The sequence below is a fragment of the Rheinheimera sp. A13L genome, assembly GCF_000217935.1.
In the GTDB taxonomy this organism is placed as follows: domain Bacteria; phylum Pseudomonadota; class Gammaproteobacteria; order Enterobacterales; family Alteromonadaceae; genus Pararheinheimera.
In genome coordinates this window covers 1-19,777 of the sequence record NZ_AFHI01000003.1, presented here as the reverse complement: position 1 = coordinate 19,777, position 19,777 = coordinate 1, and the positions used below count along the sequence as shown (strand labels likewise).

Below are 19,777 nucleotides of genomic sequence, written 5' to 3'. Positions count from 1 at the left end.
AATTTTTTTCTAAAAATTTACTTTACTTTAACTCTGCAACGGCCTGCAAGATACGTTTTACCGACACAGGATAAGGTGTACCTAAAGTCTGAGCATGTAACGACACTTTAAGTTCCTCCAGCATCCAGCGAATAGCCAGCACGGGCTCAGGTATAGTTCGGCCAGCAAATTTCCCCAGCAGGTTTTGGTACGCATCTGCTGCCTTTTGATATTCGTGTGACATTAATCGGTCGCGGTTTGGATCCACCGGCAGTTTTTCCTGACGTTTTTGCAGTGCCTGTAAATAACGCAAAATGGCATCCAGACGCGCCGCACCATGAGTACTGACAAAACCTTTAAACAATAAGGAATCCAGATGTTGCTTGATTTCCCCCTGGCCTTGCACATGTTTTAACTCAACTTTACCTTTAAGCTTTTTCTGAATTTCATGGCCCAGTGTTAAAATTTGCTCTACTTTCAGCGCGATACGCAGCACTGTTTCACCCAGCTCTGCGCGGATTTTTTCTTTGACCACCGTGAACTCTGCTTCAGTTTCAGGCCATGGCTGTTGGCTTAACAATTGATCGACACCAGCCGCTATACAGTCGTCTATCAGTTCCAGCACTTTGCCAAAAGGATTAAAGTACAAACCCAGCTTGGCTTTGTTCGGCAAGGATTCCTGCAGGTATTTGACTGGCGATGGCACGTTTAACAGCACTAAACGGCGCAGGCCCAACTTGCTTTGTTCAGCCGCCTGTTCAGCGTTATCCAACAGCTTTATCGACACCGAATCTTTGTTATCCACTAAAGCCGGATAGGCTTTGATTTGATAACCGGCCTGCATTTTGATGTATTCACGTGGCAACTGGCCAAAAGTCCACTGCGTCAGTTTGTCCTGCTCTATGCCCCGCTCTGCCACCTGACTCAGGTTCTGTTGCACTTTGCCCTGCAGCTCTTGTTTTAACAGCGCCAAAGAGCGACCTTGTTTTAAGGTGTTGCCTTTGTCATCTACTATCTTAAAGTTAAACTTCAGATGGGTTTCAATGCCGGACAGCTCCCAGGCATCGTCCGGAATAGTGACACCTGACATCCGCTTTAATCTGTTGCTGACCACATCGAGCAAAGGCCCGTCTTCAGGTTTAATACTTTGTAATAAGGCATCGGCGTAATTTGGCGCTGGCACAAAGTTGCGTCTGTATTGTTTTGGCAGGCATTTAATCAGCGCCACCAATAAATCATGCCGCAAGCCTGGGATCAGCCAGTCAAAGCCCTGCTCTTCCAGTTGGTTTAACAAGGACAAAGGCACAACAAGACTGACACCATCGTCTGGCGCGCCCGGTGAAAAGTGATAATCCAACGGCAACGTTAAATTGCCCTGACGCCAGAATTCGGGGAATTTGTCGGCTGTGACTTCTGAAGCGTCACGCTTATATAGCTGCTCTAAATCCAGATGCAGTAACTTGGCATCTTTGGCTTTAGCCTCTTTACACCATTTGGCAAAATCGACTCTGTTATTGGCCCAAACAGGAATTTTTTCAGCGTAAAAAGCCGCTAAAGTCTCTTCATCCACCAAGATATCGCGGCGGCGGGCTTTTTCTTCCAGCTCAGTGACTTGCTCAATCAGCTTTTGGTTATGGGCTAAAAAGCTTTCATTCAGGCCTAAGTCCTGCTCCACCAAAGCACTGCGGATAAAAATGGTGTGACAAGTGGCAGGGTCTATTTTGCTGTACAGCACAGGGCGTTTGCCGACGATGATCAGGCCATACAAAGACACCTGCTCATAAGCCACTACTGCGCCTTTTTTCTTTTCCCAATGCGGTTCGCTGTAACTGCGGGTGACCAAATGCATAGCCGCAGGCTCAACCCATTCAGGCTCAATTTTGGCCACAGCGCGGGCATAAAGCTTCGAGGTTTCCACAAGTTCTGCGGCCATCACCCATTTAGGTTTACGTTTAAATAAGCTGCTGCCAGGAAATACAAAAAAGCGGCTTTGGCGGGGCCCCATGTAATCGGCATCGCTGTCACGGCTACCAATCTGGCCTAATAAACCTGTGAGTAGAGCACTATGGATTTGCTCGTAGGATGCCACCTGCGAATTCAGGCTCCATTGCTGCTCGCTGCAGATTTGGCTGAGCTGGCCAAATAAATCCTGCCATTCGCGCACCCGCAGGTAATTCAAAAGCTCTTGTTTACATAAACGGCGGAACTGGTTATTGGTCAGCTCGTCCTGCTTCTCTTGCAAATAAGCCCAGAGTTTTAGCCAGGCGCTGAAATCTGAATCCGGATCGGCAAAACGGCCATGCAATTCATCGGCTTTTTGCTGTTTATCCAAAGGTCGTTCGCGTGGGTCCTGAATCGACAAAGCCGAGACAATCACCAGCACTTCCTGTAAACAGCTGTGTTCTGTCGCTGCAAACACCATACGGGCTAAACGAGGGTCGACAGGTAAACGGCTGATTTGGCGGCCTAAGTCTGTCATTTGCAAACTATGGCTATTGGACTGAGGTTTGACTGCACCCAGCTCTTCCAACAGCTTAATACCGTCGTTAATAAAACGGCTGTCCGGCCGTTCTAAAAACGGGAAAGCCTGAATATCGCCTAAACCTAACGCCAACATTTGTAAAATAACAGAGGCTAAATTGGTACGCAGAATTTCCGGATCGGTAAATTCTGGTCTGCCATTAAAATCCTCTTCGCTGTATAACCGGATACAGATACCAGCAGCCACACGACCACAACGACCTTTACGCTGATTGGCGCTGGCCTGACTGACGGCTTCAATCGGCAGCTGTTGTACTTTAGAGCGGTAGCTGTAACGCGAAATACGCACTGTGCCCGGGTCTATCACATAACGTATACCAGGCACAGTCAGTGAGGTTTCAGCCACGTTGGTCGACAAAACAATGCGGCGGCCGACATGGTTTTGGAAAATCAGGTTTTGCTCGGCCGCACTTAAACGGGCATAGAGCGGCAACACTTCGGTATGAGGCAGTTTTAACTTTTCCAGCGCATCTGCTGTGTCACGAATTTCGCGCTCACCGTTTAAAAAAATCAGAATATCGCCAGGTGGCTCTCGGTAAAGCTCTTCGACTGCATCAAAAATAGATTGCAGCTGATCGGCATCTTTATCATCGTTTTCTGCCAAAGGCCGGTAACGGGTTTCGACCGGATAAGTACGGCCTGAGACTTCAATAATAGGCGCGTCAAAAAAGTGCTTGGAAAAACGCTCTGGATCTATGGTAGCCGAGGTGATAATGACTTTTAAATCAGGGCGGCGTGGCAACAGCTGTTTTAAGTAGCCCAACAAGAAGTCGATATTTAAACTGCGTTCGTGCGCTTCATCGATGATGATGGTGTCGTATTGATTTAAAAATCTGTCCTGCTGAATTTCAGCCAGCAGCACACCGTCTGTCATCAGTTTGACTAAAGTGGTGGGCGCTGTGTGATCGCCAAAACGGATTTTATAACCCACCTGCTGACCAACAGAGCATTTCAGCTCTTCGGCTAAACGCGCAGAGACACTGCGCGCCGCTAAACGTCGTGGCTGGGTATGGCCTATCATGCCAGCCACACCACGGCCTAACTCTAAACAGATTTTTGGAATTTGGGTGGTTTTACCCGAGCCAGTTTCACCGGCAATAATCACCACCTGATGTTTGGCTATAGCGGCTTTAATGTCGTCTTTTTTACCTACAACAGGCAGTTCAGCCGGGTATTCAATAGTGGGCATTGCTGCAAGTCGCTGAGCGCGTAATTGCATAGAAGTGGCTATTTTTGCCGACAGCTGCAGCATTAACTGCTGCTGTTTGGCTTGGTCCTGCTGTTTTTTTATGCCCTGCAAGGTCTGGCGAAAACGGTGCTGATCTTTGGATAATGAATTGGGAATGGCTTTAGCAAGCGCGGCAACAGAAATTTCAGCGTCATTGGCAGCAATAGCAGGTTTAACAGTAGAGTCGGTCAACACAAGGCCCTCAAGAGATAGGGGCGACATGCTACCAAGTTCAGGGGCTTGAGATCCAGTAAAAGCACCGCTTAAAACGGTGCTTTTACTGCAACTTCAACAGTGAGACCTGTAGGGGCGGGTCTTGTACCCGCCCGCTCAGCGTAAAATCGATTAACTCACAGCTTTGTAATGGGAGTGCAATTCCAGATCGATGGCTCTCAATACATCTGTTCTGCTAATCACGCCCAGCAGATAACCATCGTCATCCACCACAGGGTATACCTTAGGTTTGGACATCAGCATGGTTTGAGCTAAATCTACTATGCCGTGGTAAGACTTGACCGTCAGCACTTCTCTGCGCATCACATCTTTGACTGAAGCAGCCTGCTGTAAATGATAAGTACCGGATAACATTCTGGACAGACAATCCTGCTCAGAGACAAAACCAATCACTTTTTTTTCTTTGTTGATCACAGGTCCACCCAGTTGTTCAGCGAGGATCAGTTTATTTACCGCCTCTTCCACTGACATCTCTTCGGTAAAGGTCACAGGGTGACGATTCATATGATCGGAAATTTTTAATAAGTCCATAAGCCCCTCAAAAACGTCGTATTTTCACAACACCTTAAGCTTAGACCAGCTCAGGCTACTTGGTTGAACTCTCTTTAAAAATTTCACTGATTGTGGCTTCGCCTTCAGTTTTTTTCGCTCTGTACATGCCTTCGGTATTAAAGCTCCAGCCGACTTTTCCTTTGTGGTCAATCAGGATCACACCTCCAGTGCCACCTACTTTGGCTAATTCCTGCTGTATCACCTGATCAGCCGCTTTATCAGCACTGATGCCCTGATACTTCACCCTGGCACAAATATCCGAAGCCACACGGTAGCGGATAAAAAACTCACCATGACCAGTGGCCGACACAGCACAACTGCTATTGTCTGCAAAGTTACCTGCACCAATAATAGGTGCATCACCAATACGGCCATAACGTTTGGCTGTCATGCCACCAGTGGAAGTCGCTGCAGTTAATAAACCACTGCGATCCATTGCCACAGCGCCTACAGTGCCCATATTCCATTCAGCCTGCCATGGTGTCTTTAAGCGGTAATTTTGTGCCTGATGTGGCAATTTTTGCATACTTTGTTTAGCTTTTTTTAAAGCGTCATAACGAAATTCGGTATCAAAATAGGAGTTTTCAACCAGTTCCAGCCCCTGCTCTTTGGCAAATTGCTCAGCACCAGCACCGGAGAGCATCACATGCTCGGACTTTTCCATCACAGCGCGGGCCAGCAATACAGGGTTCTTCACCACTGTGACTCCCGAAGCAGCGCCAGCCATCAGGTTGTCACCCCGCATAATAGAGGCATCCAGTTCATGACCTTCGTCATAGGTATAAACCGAACCTTTACCAGCGTTAAACAGCGGCGAGTCTTCCATAATCAGCACAGCAGCTGTGACTGCATCCACGCTACTGCCACCTTTTTCCAGCACGGCATAACCTGTTTCTACTGCATGTTTTAAGGTGGCGTGGTAGGCCTGCTCCTGCGCTTCTGTCATCTGGCTTTTGTTGATGGTACCGGCACCACCATGGATCACTATGGCTATTGGAGTTGTGGCCTGGTTGGCCGAAGCTAATGCGGAAAAACAGCACAAGGCTAAAAAGCTGATGGAGCGACGCATAAAGAAATCCCTGATCAATAAACTTATTGCTCAAGGTTGTACCGCGAACTACCTCGCAGACGCAAGTTGCTCTGCGTTAGTTTTGCCAGAATAAGAGTTTAGTCTTCAGCGCCTATGGAGGTTTCTGCACTGCAATTACCTGCTCTTTTAAAGCCTGCGTTCAGCGCTTGTTGTTCTGTTTCAAACCATTGTTGATTGCGCTCTGACACCTGACGATAACCACTGCAATGACTTAAGTGATACAACTTGCTGCGTTTATTGCCGAGCACCTGACCTGAGGCTTGCTCTGTCTGAACTGGTGCTACAGCCGCAATTTGACTTGCCTGAGCTTGTGTATTCAGGCCAAAACCCGAGGCTTTGTAATCCAGCTGCCAGACTTTTTTTCCTGTGACAAAGTCATTGCCATGCCCCATATGCTGAGCAATACGTTGTTGCAGCTTAAGTTCAGTGTCATCGACAGGGTCCTGCTGATGCCAGGCCATAAAAAGCTGTTGCTGGGCTTTTGATAAATGAATGTTGTATTTGTCGGCCATGTAAAAATGAATACGGGCTATATCGCCGCGAATTTGGGGTCTTGGTTCGACTTGCCGGCTTTTAAAGTCCACTTTCACTTCACAGGAGCCATATTGTGGTGTTTGGGGTGGCAAAAGTGCAAAACGATAATGCGCTCTGTCACCGTTCACTTCACCTATTGCAGGTTTGAGATTAAATAAATCGGCTTCCATTTGTTTAAACAAGCTATCTGTTTTGCCACATTGCTCACGCCCGCCCTTTCTCCAGCAGGACAAAGGGGAGCCAAATTGCTGGGCGGGCATCACATGCTCCCATTCAATACGGCTGGCTCTGGGGCCATTTTTCCGAATTTGGTAACCACAGGCTTTCAGATCAGGAATACCTTTGCCTGCTTGCCAACGAATATCGCATCCACAATAAAATTCTTGTTTTTCAGGTGCATAGATACGGCTAGCTAGTTTTTTGGCGGAGTCAAAGTTGGCAGGCGCAGCAGCCACTGTCCAAACAATAAAAAATGCAAAGGAAAATATGAATTTAAACAAAGAGGTACAACCTTAAACTGCCTACAGAACGGTTTTATTATGCCACAAGTACGAACAGAGCAAATCAGACATTTAAGTTCCGATAAAAAATACTGCAATGGCAATCCTGGTTCATCTTCTTTTTTGTACAAAATAATTCACGCAGAGGAGATTCAGGCTAAGGTGATGAGTTATAGGATCTTTCTGCTATCTTTAGAGTGAAGCAGCAATTAATCATGGTTAACATATAAAAAACATACTTTACAAAATGAATTTGGCTATTTAGTATGCGCCCCATAATTTCGTCGCTACAAATCAGCAGTTAAACGCAATAATAAGAGTTAAACCGTTATGGACCAGTCATTTTTTCGTTGTAAAAAAGTCTTGGTCATTGATGACTGTGCGCCCGTCCGGGCCACTGTAAAAGGAATGTTACAACAAATGGGGTTTGAGGCTATTCATCTGGCCAAAGACGCAGGCGAAGCTATGCAGAAATGTATAGATATGCCCTTCGATTTTATTTTGTGTGACTTTAACCTCGGTGACTGCAAAGACGGTTATCAGTTATTTGAAGCCTTAAAAAAACAACAACTGCTGGCCCCGCTCTGCTGTTTTATCGTCATTAGCGCCGAAGGCCAAAGCCAGATAGTGCATGGTGTGATTGAGCTGCAACCTGATGACTATCTGCTGAAACCTTTTACCGCACCTGCATTGGAAGAGCGCATCCACAGAGCCATCAGGCACCGCATTGAATTACGTAAAGTATTTTTCCGCTTGTTTGAGCAAGACTACGCCGAAGCCTCACGTGAATGCGATCTGGTGATGCGTACCAAACCAGACTATGCATTGCAAGCCATGCGACTGAAAGGCGAACTGCTGCTGAAATTGGGGCAATACGATAAAGCTGAAGTCTTTTACCAAAAAGTGCTGCAACAAAAAGCCTATAGCTGGGCGCGTCTGGGCCATGCCTTAAGCTGTTTTTATCTGGAGCGCTGGGAAGATACCGAACTGGAACTGGCTGATTTGACTCAGTTTGGCGATACTAAAGTGGAAGCTTTGGATTGGTTATCCCGTTTATATGTGCGCCATGGCCGTTATCAGTTGGCTTTTGAAACCTTAACAAAAGCCGCCACATTGTCCCCTAAAAACGTCAGCCGCCAAAAAACCTTAAGTAATTTATGTGCCATTTTGGGCCATACCGATATAGCTGCCCGCATTGCCGGCAAAATAGTTCAGGGGGCCCGTCATTCTATAGACGATACAGCTGATAATTATCTGAACCATGCCCGCGCTTTGGTCGATCAGGCTAAAGGTGCATCTGTGCTGGATAAAGCTGTTATTCTGCAAAATGCAGGCAAGTTGCTGGACGCTTTGCATAAACGCTTTAACGTAGATGCGCTGAAGCGGGAAACCGTGATCTTACGCAGCCGCATGAGCAGTTGCCGTGGAGCCATCAAAGAAGGCCGCGAATTAATGCAGCAAATTCAGGACTTACCCCTGGATGATCTGACCATCGACAGCTGTATGGATGCAGCCAAAGCTTTTTTTGAACTGGGTGATTTATATTCCAGCCAGCTTTGTATCGACCGCTTAAAAACCATGTTGTATGACGATGATTTCCTGACCGAAACTCAGCGCATTATGTTGCAACTGGAACAGGACAAACACGAAGGCTTAAAACAGCAGATCAAACAAATTAATACCGAAGCCTCAGACGCCTACCGTATGGGCCAGTATGGCCGCGCCGTGTCGCTGTTTTGTGAAACCTTCGACTTTATGCCCACCAATCCGGTGATAGCGCTGAATTTGCTGCAGGCCATGAGTAAAAGCGCAGGAGTCACAGGCGAAGCCATCAACTACGCCCGTAATGCAGCCCGGGTGCTTCGGCAAAATCAGTTGGATAAAAGTGAGCAAGAACGTTTTGAAAAATACGTCTCCACTTTAAAGAAAACCCAGCCGGGTTTGTCTTCGGTGCAGTTGTAAAAGGTCAGAGCTTTAGCTCTGACCTTTGTTATCAACCCAAAATAATATAATCCGACTGATAAACTATGTCTTTGTGCTCAGCCAGAACCAGCCGTACATAACGGCCTCCTACCTGATCAATAGCAATACAGTCATCTACATCCACTACAGCATCGGTGTGAGGTTTATCCCAGCCTTTGGGCAGGTATGCTTTACCCTTTTGTTTAGCTTCGGCTTTGTCTTTGGCTGTGACCAGCAGGTAATGATGATCTTCACCAAAAGCACCAGGCAAGTAGCCGCCTAAATTAATGAAAAACAACCGCAATTCATCTGCAGCAGGTGCTTGTTCAGAAAACCGCAGCTGATAGCCTTCTATTCCATCCACTTGCATCCAGGAATCGATATGCATACCCGCCATAGTGCCAAACCACTGCTCGCGTACCTGCGGATAGCAATCTTCAATGCTGTCGCCAGTAACAAAAGCCACATCATGGACTTCAATTTTTGCTTTAGGGTGTTTTCCACCTAACATCACTACAAATAACACTTCAAATTCCCTTTTAATCGCGGCCGTTATAAATACGGCCACCGGAGTTTTTGTAATAATCCAGCACTGCTTTGGCATCTGCACGCTTAAACTGACGCACCACTTCCATACCGGCATCTGCTAAATACTGATACGACTGCTCAAATACCGGGCCTTCGTCAAAACCAATAGCTCTGGCATCTTCAGCAGCACCAGCACAGACCATACGATTGACGCCACTCCAGAGCACCGCCCCCATACACATGGCACAAGGCTCACAAGAGGTAAACAGTTCACGGCCACTGTCTGTGGCCAGAGTAAAAGAACCCAAAGCTTTTTCGGCCATCATAATAGCCACAGTTTCGCCATGTAAGGTGGAATTAGTCAAAGGCACCACACGGTTGACCCCTACCCCTAACAGCTGACCTGAAACCCGATCAAAAATAGCAGTACCAAAAGGGCCCCCCGTGCCACGCTCTACATTTTGTTTTGACAATTCAATGGCCAGAGCCATTTTTTCATCGTCATTGTGATAGGTTTTTTGCCAGTCAACAAAAGTGGCTACCCAGTCTGGTAACTCCACTGTTACAGCACTGCCCGGCTGGTTAATAAAGCCAATACGCTCTTTCATGATTTGTCCTGTCGCGTTTTGTCGCGAATCATCGCTAAAAATTGGGCCAACTATTTACCTTTATATCAGCTGCCAGACAAGTAAAAAATTACTGCATGCTAATTTTTTGTGAAAAACGTGCACACTTTTTAGCCCATGCATTGAAGCTTCCATTTAGAACCAGATTAGTCTGATGACCAAACGATAACAAAGATGAAAAACTAGCGCAGATAGTAAAGCACGAAGTTTCCGCAAAGAGGATTTATTGAAAAAAGTATTTTTTCTAATCGCAATTCAGTCTATTTGCTTCGTTTCAGCCAACGATCAACAAATTGCCAGTATTTTTTCTGCTCACGGCATCGAAGGAGCTATGGTACTGTCATCTCTTCATTCTGGAAAAACCTATATCCATAACTCGCGAAAAGCTTCTCAGCCACTGCCTCCTGCTGCAACTTTCAAAATACTGAACATGCTAATTCTTCTGGAGGAAACCATTATTACGCCAGAACAAAGCGGCTTCATTTGGAAAAATAAAACATGTACGGAAAAACGTTGGTTAAATCGACAAATAACCAAGCAAGCAGGTCGTAGGACGTCAGATTGTTACCACCTGGATCAACTCACCAAAAATGTTGGAACAATAAATTACGTCAAGTACCTTGAAGCGTCAAAGTACGGACACCTAGACAACATTAGTACAGGTACCGAGTTCTGGTTTAACGGCAACCTACAGATCAATAGCTACGAACAAGTCAGTTTTCTGAAAAGTTTTTACAAAAAAAAATTACCTTTCCAGTTCGGTAATTTCTCTTTAGTAGAACAATTGATACTTGCAGAAAAAACGGATACTTATCAGCTTTATTATCAAACCGCTTGGATCAAAACGATTTATCCAGACCTGGGTTGGCACATTGGATATTTAACAACCAAAAGTGATATTTGGTTTTTTACAGTTGTTGCCACCACAAAATCAGGCGAAAACTTAACCTTACTACCACAAATTGCAATCCATTCTCTAAAAGCCAAAGGGCTACTGTTATAATTTCTTGTAAAAATCTCAGAGGTTGTGAAACATTACGGATAACTTGAATCAGAGGAATCTGATAGCTATGCTCACACCCTTAAAGTACCTTAAAGGTATTGATTTTTTAGAATTGTTATTAAAGGAGAACGACATGCACAAACTTCTGGTAGCTATTGGAATAACTCTTAGCTCAGTTCATGCTTTGGCAGCCCCACAACTTAATGTAGGTTCAATGTACGATTATGTGGCGGCAAGCAAAACAACCGAGGTAAAGCGTATTATGAATTCGGGGTCGTCGACCGCTTATGTACGAGTATCTGTAGCTGAAATTGTCTACGAGAGCAACGGGAAAAGTAGTGAAGTCGCAGCGGGCGAAATACTGGACGTAAGCAAACAAACAGACACTTTAATTGCCAGCCCGGCTCGCTTAATAATTCCTGCAGGATCTAGCCAAACTGTACGGCTATTGTATATGGGGAATCGTGACAAAGAACGTTATTTCCGGGTACGTTATATTCCGGTAGCACCAGATATTAACGATCAGTTTAATTTGTCGGAAAAAGAAGCTGAAGAGTATAAAAAACAACTAGATGCTGGTTTTAGCATCATGGCCGGCTATGGAACCATAGTAATGGTCCATCCAGAAAAAACAAAATTTGATACCCAAGTTATTGAAAGTGAGTCAAATATTAAAGTAACAAACAAAGGCAACTCGACAGCGATTGTCGACATGATCAGATATTGCGACAACTCTGGCTTAAACTGCACTCCTGTAAGAGTTGATCACCTGCTGCCGGGAAGAGAGAAAACATATGAAAAAATGTCGGGCAAAAAAATATACTTCGACATAAAAGAGTTCGATGTAAAAAAACCATACTCTTTTTGATGGAAGGCCTTCAGCATATAAAACCACTCAACTGGTTTTATATGCTGAAGTTTTCTACAACACCCTATCAATCGCATTGTCAAATTTTAGAGAGTTAAAGTCATGATTAAAATACATTCAATAATAGCTTTTTTATTATTATCGACTTCCCATATTTTATCAGCGAGCGACATTCTTGAGCACAAAGTAAAAGTTATAGTAGAGCTACCTAATCCCAACTTTATTGTAAGACCCCCAACGGGAAACAACTGGCTGTACGAAACACAAACTATGCGCTGGGATATGGTTAGTAATAGACCTTCAGCTATTCGACAGCAGCTTTATATTGAAAGCAGTTTGGGACCTGTTACGGCCAGACTTTATAATGAAGCTGAACTGGTAGGTATAAATGACAGCATACCTTTGAACGTATACATAAATTCCGTGCTTTTAACTACAACAGCTCAACAAATACTTAACAGTCAGGACAGTCATGCGGGACGACTGGTTCCAGTACACATTAGTGTCCGGCCAGCACCAAGCGGTACCCAATATCAACCTGGAACTTATTTAGGCCAGGTTAATATAGTTTTCGACATTTTGTCGCCATAAGCTTACCTATCGGTAATGCTCCCATTTTTAACCGAAGTTAAAAGTAGAGTTTATGCAGCCATCAATGGTGGCTTTCCGTCATTGGCTTTATGTGGCCGTTCATGATTGTAAAACCATAACTATTTGGTGGCATAGTCCTGAACTTCTTTAAGCCTGTCAAATAAATATGTTTGCTTACCCAGCTGTGCCTGTTCGTATACCTGTTCGCCTTGTTGTGTCGTTCGATGTACGCATTTTGCTGCAGCTTGCCAGGTTGAATGTAATCAATCTTGATCTCATGCTTTTTCACGCCCATTCCGTAAATTCGTGACTAATAAACTCAGGTCCATTGTCACAATGGATAGCCATTAGGTTTATTTGCCCTTCAAGTAGCTAATTTAGGGGGCGGATCACCCGCATTGTTGGCAAGGAAAAACCAGCTTCAATCGCGAGCCCTTCACATTTAAAGCCATCAATCACGCTGAACAGTCGGTTGGCTTCTTCCACCTGATAGCTGGTTATGCATAAAATCTATCGACCAAAGCTAATCGGGTTTGTTTGGCTCTTTCAGCAGCTCTGGTGCATTTCGCTTTAACCTTCGGCGTGGTTTTATTCGCAGATTTAACGCTAATTCACAGTAAATTCGCATAAACATCCTTGTGGTTCCAACCAAAACCTTTTACGTTGCGTAAGTAACTAAAACACTGGCCAAAGACCAAATCTGATCCTTTTTCAGTTAATTCAACAAGAAAGTCTGCAATATCTGCATTCTCGTCGTTATTGACACACGGATAGCGATAACAGGTTTCGCTGATACAAAAGGTTGCGAAAGCTAAACGGATACTTATTTTTCGATTTACAACAGCCTACTGTGCCATCGCTTTGAGCTACGACGGCTTTACCACTTTTTTGCCATGACCTCCTGAATGACATCGGCCTTTAGCCGCTCTTCGGCATACATCACAAACGGGCATTTTCAGCTTTAAGCTCTTTTAGACGAGCCATCAACGATGCATCCATGCCGCCAAATTTGGCTCGCCATTTGTAAAAAGTCGCTGAGTTCATACCATGCTCACGACATAATTCTGGGACCGGCGTGCCAGCTTCCGCTTGTTTAACGATTGCCATGATCCCCAGCCGGCAGGTGCAGTTCAATATCCCGCTTTCTGAGCAACAGCGGTTGGCAAAACACTATGCCATAAGGTGTTGCTCAACAAAGCCGTCGTTGTCGCCTGTTGCCAGGCAAGCAACTTCCGCTTGCGCAGGCTGAAGTAACTTGGGTCGATGCCCTGCTGTGCAAATTCGGTCTGAGTTAAACCGCTGGCTTTGTGCTGGTCAAACAGCGTCTGCCATTGTTCGGAGGTTCTGCGAAGCATAGGAAACCCTGATTGGTGAATGATGCACACAGGGTATGGTGGTTTAGCTAAAGCTGGAATGCGGGGTTCGAGTTACGCTTACTTTTTAAATTTTGACTGAGAATTCAGCTCAGACTTTAAAGAATGGGTCCTCACTTTTTTTACCTTGTAGATCTGGGCAAGACGATAAAAACTCATGTGATAGCCACAACAAGTTTTTAAGCCGCAGAAAAACAGAAACGTCCGTGTCCATCTCAGTTATGAATAACATTGCCCCCCTGAACTTTGCGCTCCGAAAATGACAGCTAAGCAGAGCGACATGGGCTCTCTCAAGACTTTGCATATCCGGTCCGTTTTTATGCTACTTTTCCGCCGGTCTCACTACGAACAGCTATACTTTCAACCGCTTCAATATCCAGTCGCACTCCATAAGCGGGGAATGTCAGCAGCAAACATGGTAAATTGTTGTCCCGACATAACCCTCTAATTTGATGCAGCAGCTGATGGTAGCTATTACTGGGGTTCTGCTGCGGACAATCAAACCACAGATAATTAAAAAGGTCGGATTTGCGCGTTACATTTTTCAGCAAACAAGCAAATAATCGCTTTTGTATTTCATTTAATCTCAGATACTTTCCTGCAATATATAACTGATTTTGCCAGCAATCTAAAATTAAATAATTATTTTTGCATTTTAACTTCGTCTGGTTCACGTCGAGCCAGAATTCTTCGTAATTTATCACGTACTGCTCCTTTTCACTTCACTTCACTTCACTTCACTTCACTTCACTTCAAAACGAAAAATCATTAGTTTTGACAAAGCACAAGTAATTAATTGTTAATTTAAATAACGGAAGCGCTGCGTACTATAGGAATATTCCGTTTTTTACATGCTTATTTATTCAAAAAGCTCAGATTCAATCATTAGGGTTACATCCCCCTCATACCTTTCTCCGGGAGTATCTTTTAACATTCCCTCTAAAGCCGGATTCGTAATATCAAAATGCAACAGCCCTTGCTGATTACTTACCGCAAAGACCGGCGTAAAGGCTTTACGCATTAAACGTCCTACAGGTAATGGCACCCGGTTCACTGGTGAACCATTACCAAGCCGAATTGCGCCAGGCAGAGTAATCGAAGTATTCAGCCGCACTGTGCGGCCTGAAGCCGCCTTAACACCGCAACCAACATTTAAATCATGTTCGCATGCAAGATACATAGTAAAAGGCCCGGAGTTTGTTACTCTAAATGGGATATCTTTATTTATTGAGCCCGGGTTTGCGCCATTGTAACTGGCCCACCCCCCGGCTGGCTCTAACACAGCAATACTTTCGGCAGCCGGAAACTGAAAGATAAAATCGTGCATTACATTCAATTCAAAGTTAACTGTCATTTGATTAGACGTAGTAGTAACATTATCGCCAAAATCGATCTCGCCTCCTGGCCCAACTGAAAAAGTAAGGTTGCCGGTATATACACCACTCTCCATCGCTAAAGGGTTTGGCGTATCGAGTGCATACGCTAGAAAGAAGAGATTTATCCCGTATTCCCAGGTACCAAGGCGGGAAGATTTATTAAACATTTTATGGCAGGTTGTTCCTGTGGATTGAAAGGCAGGCATAATATTCCAGGCAAACCCAGTATCAGCGCTTCCCCCGTGTGCCCAGCGACGCTCGCAGCTAGAGCCAGCATTATCAGGAGAAATGTTTCCTGTTAACTCGTGTAAACCTGGCATAGTGCCATTTGATTCTGTCCGTCTGTACACCCCACCAATTGCACTAAAATTAAAAGTTAATATATGTGTTTGCCCTTTTGCATTAGTCATATTCACTGTTCTACTGCCAGGAACCTTATAGTACAGATTTTGCCGGGGATCTGTTGAGGGCACAGTTATTGTAAGCACTGACCCCGTGGCATTCATAATGACGGTTCTCCTTTGTCCCATATAACTACACCAGTAATTGGTGCCGCAACTGGTTGTGTCGGTAAATTCTGCCTGATTGACACCTTTTACTGTACGATATTCAGCTTTTACACTAACCTCATAGGCTGTTGCTGTCATCGTGCTTAACAAACAAAGCAGAGCTACGTTTGCTTGAGCTATTTTTTTTATCTGTTGCATTACTAACTCCGTAAATCAATTACTTAACAGCGAGTTTAAACAGAGCAGAACTTTTTTCTGCTTCACTGTATGCCTGACCATACTCACAATACTCACAACACAACACAACATGCGTTTTTGAAACCTGGTTTTGTTCACGATTTATTATTCAGTCTCTTTGTTAGCAACAGCCACGCCGCATTGAACATCGCCCACCATTACCACATTATCCTGACGAGTGGTATGCGAGGTATTCAGTTCAATGTCACAGAGTTCTTCACCCTGGTACACCACTTTTAAAGTAGGTGTGGCTTCCCGCATCTCTACACTAAAAAACCCACTATGTTCTGTTACTGTTCGACTGGCATGGTTAATAACATGACTGCCGCCTAAAGGTTTACCCAGTGCATCCAGCAAACGTCCCAATACGGTCACGGTTTTATGAACATACAACTGAACATGCTCTACACCGCCTTTGTTTAACTGATAACTCTGGCTGCTTTTTGATAAGCTGATATTATCCGTGCGTCCTTGTGCCAAATCAAAACTTACAGTACCTGGCTTAAACGCCGTGACAGGTACCAGGTTTTTCCCAGGTTTTAGCTGATACTGACCACCATTTGAGTCATAGGCCATCACTGGCACATCAGGAGCATCACTGATCAAGTCTACGGTCAAAGCAGCACCATTGAACAATGACGCGCTACTGGCAACTGCACCTTCGGTTCCCAGCACAACACTATTTTGTAAATTTAACCCACCACTAAGCGAACCAGAACCAGCGGCAGTATTGATAAACATATCGGCTTGCACCACATCGTTATCTACAGACCCAGCGCCACTAAGCCCTACTCCTGATGAATTTACTGACGCATTCGCACTCAGCTGTTTGATGATTGAATCAGAGTATGTTCCCTGCCAGCCCAAATCCAACACCTGTTCTTTTTTACCACTTGTTGAAGTGCGGCTACCTATGGCTGCATTGTAACGGTTTCGATCTTGCGATGAATCACCAAATCTGATGTTTACTCCAAGCTCTATACCTTGCTGACGCTCAAATTTTGTCCCCTTGTTCCCCGGACGATTAAATGCACTCAGGCTCCAGACGGCCGGAGCATTTAATACAGACGAGTTGTAACGCCAGCTGATATCATAAGCCGTTCCCTGATTATTTTGGCGACTGACCCGCATCATCATATTTTGATCTCTCGTCAAGCGGTAACTTAAACTTAAGCTGCTGATGTGCTGGGCTTGCTCAGTTAAGGCTTCACTTAAATCTTTTTTACTGTATCTGTGCCCCAAAACAACATAACCAAAATTAAGAGGATGCATCAGCTGCATATCGGCTGCCATGCCAAACTCTGTTGAATGCAAAACATTTGTTAACATTCTGGTCTGATCGAATAAAGTCCAATCAAAGGAAGCGCCCATTTCCAGCTCTGAGCCTCTGGTTTGTATTGAAGCACCACCAACCAACTGAGGCTTCAATAAATAGTTTACAGCTGCCCCCAAAGTGAAACGTTCATCAGCATTATTTGTAGTTCCCGATAAAAAATTACTTTCCTGACCGGCAAAAAAGCTGTACCTGAGCTTTTGCGATGGGTCGCGCCAGGAGGTCGGTTTATAAACCATCTCTTCCGTTTCAGAAATTACCTGACCGTCTTCAATTAATCGAACTAAAACAGGGTAAATACCTGTCGGTAACTGACGCGTATCAACAGTCTGCAAACCTGATGGAACTTGCTGACTATGAATTAATGCACCATTTTTGTATAGCTCAACTGAAGCCTGCTTGTTCGCCGTAACGTAAATAGGTGTGCTACTTGGTGTATTTTCCACTCTCACCAACGCATCGGAAGAGCTATACATAGCACCCAACATAGTGTTATTTCCAAGTCGCTGAGGTCTTAAACTAAGACCCTCTGTGCCATTATAAAAATACCCAACACGAACAAAGTTATCCTCAAATTCAGTCTGTCCATACAACTGGTCAATGCCGTACATATTTTTTTCTTCGGCGAAATCACTTTTTACAAACTGCCCACCTGCATGGTATGACCATAAACCGCGACTGGCTGTTGCATTAAAATTATAATTCACGTTAGCTTGTTGGTGTTCTGCAGCAGTTACATTCAAACGATTTTCCAGCATTAATCCTTTACTACCATTTTCAGGCAATTGGTAGTGGCGCCCTACAGTGTTTTGTTCTGCATCGGCGGTAAGAATGCTTAGTTTAGATTCATTTAAATTGTAATATAAGGCTAATATATTATTTGGGCATTTAGTGGTGCATTTACCCAGGTTAGTAAAGTTCTGTAAACTATCTGCCCACGCGGTACGGTCCTGCTCTGAATATTTACTGCTGTGAGCTTCTGTAAACCTTAATAACTGAACTTGCTCTTTCCGATTCAGCATTACCATAGCATCGCCCAGATACTGATCATTTAATTCGACCCGGACAAAAAGGGGAGCATCAAATAAATAAGAAACAAAATCTGCTGGCAATTCCTTAGCCTGAGATAAAAGGCTGGGTTGACTCAGTTGCGATCCGGCAAAAGCTGATACATGACATAAAGCCATAACTATAATGCTAAGACGCTTTAATTTAAGTAAACGTGCCATAAGAGCCGAGCCTCAACTGATTAGGATTTAATTCATTTTAAGGAGTCGGGGCGAATGACAACATCAGACTAATCCGAAATATGTGAGGTTGGGTGGACGTTAGACAGTTGGACAGTTAGACAAAGCGCCTTGATATGCGCAAAAATCTGCGCATTCAGTGAGTAATGACTTACGCTGGTTCAATAAATTGGCTTATCTATTTGATTTTTTTGTTAAATATAGAGTATTCGACACTCATTATCCCGAGTTCAGGTTGATTTAGGGATGTACAAAACTCCCCAGGACTACTAAAGAGCACCAGGGAGTTTTTATTATGAAAAGTCAGGGTCAAAGATCAGCCGAATTCTCGAACAAAATATTTAAACTGGCTGAATAATAATCAGCGACTACAGAATCGCTGGTTTTTGCATTGATCGTTAATTTAACAACTTTACTCGCTGCAGCTTCCATTTCATTTGCAATCTGCTGACTTGAGGCAGTTAATAGCAAAGAATCTATATGCACCTCTAATGGTATTTGGTTCGCTGAATAATGCCCGGTTAAAGCCTGAGTCCCCAAGAGCATTGCAGAAATAGTTCCTGCTGACGCTCCAATAATAATTTCCCCCCCAACTTCAGAAAAATTACTAACACCTGTGTCGTAATGCATTCGTTGGTTACCAGAAAAAATAGTGGAGCCACTCTGCTCCACAACATAAAATGATTGAGATGGCACCTCAGCTATAATCGAAACCGAACGATTATCTCCTGCTAAAACAGGTGCAACATTCAAAAAAAACACGGCAACAGATATAAAGTATTTCATGATAAGAACTCCCCATTTACCGGAAAATAAACTTTTCAATATCACAGATGTACCTATTTACAGCATCCGCAGAATCCTTCTTATTAATAACGTTGCTTTTTATTTTTTCTTGATTTAACCCGCCATATTTTTTAACCTCCTTTACCATAGATATAGCTCAAAATTTATCAGGTGATACAAAATAATTTATTTCAGGAGTCAATGGGCCGGCGCTTAAAGCCCCGGGAAACCTTTCCCAGAAAATCGTGACGATCGCCAGAGCGCTAGTGCGATATAGCGACAAACGTCTCCACGTCAGTTGAAGCTTGAGGGGTGATCTACGTGAACAAGAAAAGAGTGCTTCGTTTTTACTGCCCTGTGGGGCTTCAGTTCACGCCAAAGAGGCTTCGACACAACGTAAGCGCGCGCATCGAAAACGTGATTACATCCAAAGCAAAGCAAAGCACAAGACCAAATGAGGCATGAACTCAATTCATTCTAAGGGTGGCAAAAATTAGGGGCTAGTCAGGAAAGGTTATCGCTCTGACGACTGAAAAAATATCATTTCTTTTTTGGCTCATTATCTCGAAGGTACATTAGGTCATTTATCTCTCTATCGAACCTCTTTAGCCATGCATAAAAAAATCCCCCACCGCAAGGTGAGGGACTTTTTGACAACAGAACCAGAACGCTGTTTTCTA

The 19,777-nt window shown here is 44.3% G+C and carries 15 protein-coding genes and 1 pseudogene; 4 read left to right on the top strand and 12 right to left on the bottom strand.

Annotated features, from left to right (window positions below; genetic code table 11):
* Positions 1-22: 22 nt before the first annotated feature.
* The 4 genes from hrpA to RHEIN_RS02220 all read right to left on the bottom strand — a co-directional run bounded on the left by hrpA (position 23) and on the right by RHEIN_RS02220 (position 6,658).
* On the bottom strand, positions 23-3,943 hold the full coding sequence (gene hrpA / locus RHEIN_RS02235) for an ATP-dependent RNA helicase HrpA (RefSeq protein ID WP_008897342.1): 3,921 nt from the start codon (positions 3,941-3,943) through the stop codon (positions 23-25).
* A 150-nt stretch (positions 3,944-4,093) separates the two neighbouring features.
* Positions 4,094-4,513 carry a CBS domain-containing protein gene (locus RHEIN_RS02230; protein WP_008897341.1) on the bottom strand — a complete coding sequence of 140 codons (420 nt, stop codon included), beginning with the start codon at positions 4,511-4,513 and terminating at the stop codon, positions 4,094-4,096.
* Between the two features lie 55 nt (positions 4,514-4,568).
* On the bottom strand, positions 4,569-5,603 hold the full coding sequence (locus RHEIN_RS02225) for an isoaspartyl peptidase/L-asparaginase family protein (RefSeq protein WP_008897340.1): 1,035 nt from the start codon (positions 5,601-5,603) through the stop codon (positions 4,569-4,571).
* 98 nt (positions 5,604-5,701) lie between these two features.
* The gene (locus tag RHEIN_RS02220; protein ID WP_008897339.1) at positions 5,702-6,658 is read right to left on the bottom strand and encodes an endonuclease; all 957 of its coding nucleotides are present in this window, start codon (positions 6,656-6,658) and stop codon (positions 5,702-5,704) included.
* Between the two features lie 330 nt (positions 6,659-6,988).
* On the opposite strand from RHEIN_RS02220, the gene RHEIN_RS02215 reads away from it, so the two are divergent.
* Entirely contained in the window at positions 6,989-8,620 is a 1,632-nt protein-coding gene (locus RHEIN_RS02215) for a response regulator (protein WP_008897338.1), read from the top strand.
* 31 nt (positions 8,621-8,651) lie between these two features.
* Here RHEIN_RS02215 and RHEIN_RS02210 read toward each other — a convergent pair whose 3' ends face one another.
* On the bottom strand, positions 8,652-9,146 hold the full coding sequence (locus RHEIN_RS02210; RefSeq protein ID WP_008897337.1) for a DUF1543 domain-containing protein: 495 nt from the start codon (positions 9,144-9,146) through the stop codon (positions 8,652-8,654).
* 13 nt (positions 9,147-9,159) lie between these two features.
* On the bottom strand, positions 9,160-9,756 hold the full coding sequence (locus RHEIN_RS02205) for a nucleoside deaminase (protein ID WP_008897336.1): 597 nt from the start codon (positions 9,754-9,756) through the stop codon (positions 9,160-9,162).
* A gap of 244 nt (positions 9,757-10,000) precedes the next feature.
* Between RHEIN_RS02205 and RHEIN_RS02200 the strand changes: the two genes are divergently transcribed.
* The 3 genes from RHEIN_RS02200 to RHEIN_RS02190 all read left to right on the top strand — a co-directional run bounded on the left by RHEIN_RS02200 (position 10,001) and on the right by RHEIN_RS02190 (position 12,236).
* Positions 10,001-10,777, top strand: coding sequence for a serine hydrolase (locus RHEIN_RS02200; protein WP_008897335.1), 777 nt, complete (start codon positions 10,001-10,003; stop codon positions 10,775-10,777).
* 133 nt (positions 10,778-10,910) lie between these two features.
* Positions 10,911-11,645: a hypothetical protein gene (locus RHEIN_RS02195; protein WP_040554332.1), complete on the top strand. Its 735-nt coding sequence runs from the start codon at positions 10,911-10,913 to the stop codon at positions 11,643-11,645.
* Positions 11,646-11,747: 102 nt separating this feature from the next.
* Positions 11,748-12,236: a CS1 type fimbrial major subunit gene (locus RHEIN_RS02190; RefSeq protein WP_008897333.1), complete on the top strand. Its 489-nt coding sequence runs from the start codon at positions 11,748-11,750 to the stop codon at positions 12,234-12,236.
* Between the two features lie 50 nt (positions 12,237-12,286).
* Here RHEIN_RS02190 and RHEIN_RS02185 read toward each other — a convergent pair.
* From RHEIN_RS02185 to RHEIN_RS02150, 6 genes and pseudogenes are all read right to left on the bottom strand, one after another.
* A pseudogene (locus RHEIN_RS02185) lies at positions 12,287-13,343 on the bottom strand (IS3 family transposase).
* Positions 13,344-13,366: 23 nt separating this feature from the next.
* Positions 13,367-13,591: an IS66 family insertion sequence element accessory protein TnpA gene (gene tnpA, locus RHEIN_RS02175; RefSeq protein WP_008897332.1), complete on the bottom strand. Its 225-nt coding sequence runs from the start codon at positions 13,589-13,591 to the stop codon at positions 13,367-13,369.
* A gap of 335 nt (positions 13,592-13,926) precedes the next feature.
* Positions 13,927-14,313 (bottom strand): helix-turn-helix domain-containing protein, encoded by a 387-nt coding sequence (locus RHEIN_RS20240; RefSeq protein WP_008897331.1) that lies wholly within the window; start codon positions 14,311-14,313, stop codon positions 13,927-13,929.
* A 155-nt stretch (positions 14,314-14,468) separates the two neighbouring features.
* On the bottom strand, positions 14,469-15,692 hold the full coding sequence (locus RHEIN_RS20235; protein WP_008897330.1) for a hypothetical protein: 1,224 nt from the start codon (positions 15,690-15,692) through the stop codon (positions 14,469-14,471).
* Between the two features lie 144 nt (positions 15,693-15,836).
* The gene (locus tag RHEIN_RS02155) at positions 15,837-18,293 is read right to left on the bottom strand and encodes a TcfC E-set like domain-containing protein (protein ID WP_008897329.1); all 2,457 of its coding nucleotides are present in this window, start codon (positions 18,291-18,293) and stop codon (positions 15,837-15,839) included.
* Positions 18,294-18,620: 327 nt separating this feature from the next.
* Positions 18,621-19,097, bottom strand: a complete 477-nt coding sequence (locus RHEIN_RS02150; RefSeq protein WP_008897328.1) for a CS1 type fimbrial major subunit — start codon at positions 19,095-19,097, stop codon at positions 18,621-18,623.
* Positions 19,098-19,777 lie beyond the last annotated feature (680 nt).

Excerpts from the sequence above, each read along its gene's own strand:
- RHEIN_RS02230 (WP_008897341.1), bottom strand. The coding sequence starts at position 4,513 with ATGGACTTATTAAAAATTTCCGATCATATGAATCGTCACCCTGTGACC.
- RHEIN_RS02225 (WP_008897340.1), bottom strand. The coding sequence starts at position 5,603 with ATGCGTCGCTCCATCAGCTTTTTAGCCTTGTGCTGTTTTTCCGCATTA.
- RHEIN_RS02215 (WP_008897338.1), top strand. The coding sequence starts at position 6,989 with ATGGACCAGTCATTTTTTCGTTGTAAAAAAGTCTTGGTCATTGATGAC.
- RHEIN_RS02205 (WP_008897336.1), bottom strand. The coding sequence starts at position 9,756 with ATGAAAGAGCGTATTGGCTTTATTAACCAGCCGGGCAGTGCTGTAACA.
- RHEIN_RS02195 (WP_040554332.1), top strand. The coding sequence starts at position 10,911 with ATGCACAAACTTCTGGTAGCTATTGGAATAACTCTTAGCTCAGTTCAT.
- RHEIN_RS02190 (WP_008897333.1), top strand. The coding sequence starts at position 11,748 with ATGATTAAAATACATTCAATAATAGCTTTTTTATTATTATCGACTTCC.
- tnpA (WP_008897332.1), bottom strand. The coding sequence starts at position 13,591 with ATGCTTCGCAGAACCTCCGAACAATGGCAGACGCTGTTTGACCAGCAC.
- RHEIN_RS20235 (WP_008897330.1), bottom strand. The coding sequence starts at position 15,692 with ATGCAACAGATAAAAAAAATAGCTCAAGCAAACGTAGCTCTGCTTTGT.
- RHEIN_RS02155 (WP_008897329.1), bottom strand. The coding sequence starts at position 18,293 with ATGGCACGTTTACTTAAATTAAAGCGTCTTAGCATTATAGTTATGGCT.
- RHEIN_RS02150 (WP_008897328.1), bottom strand. The coding sequence starts at position 19,097 with ATGAAATACTTTATATCTGTTGCCGTGTTTTTTTTGAATGTTGCACCT.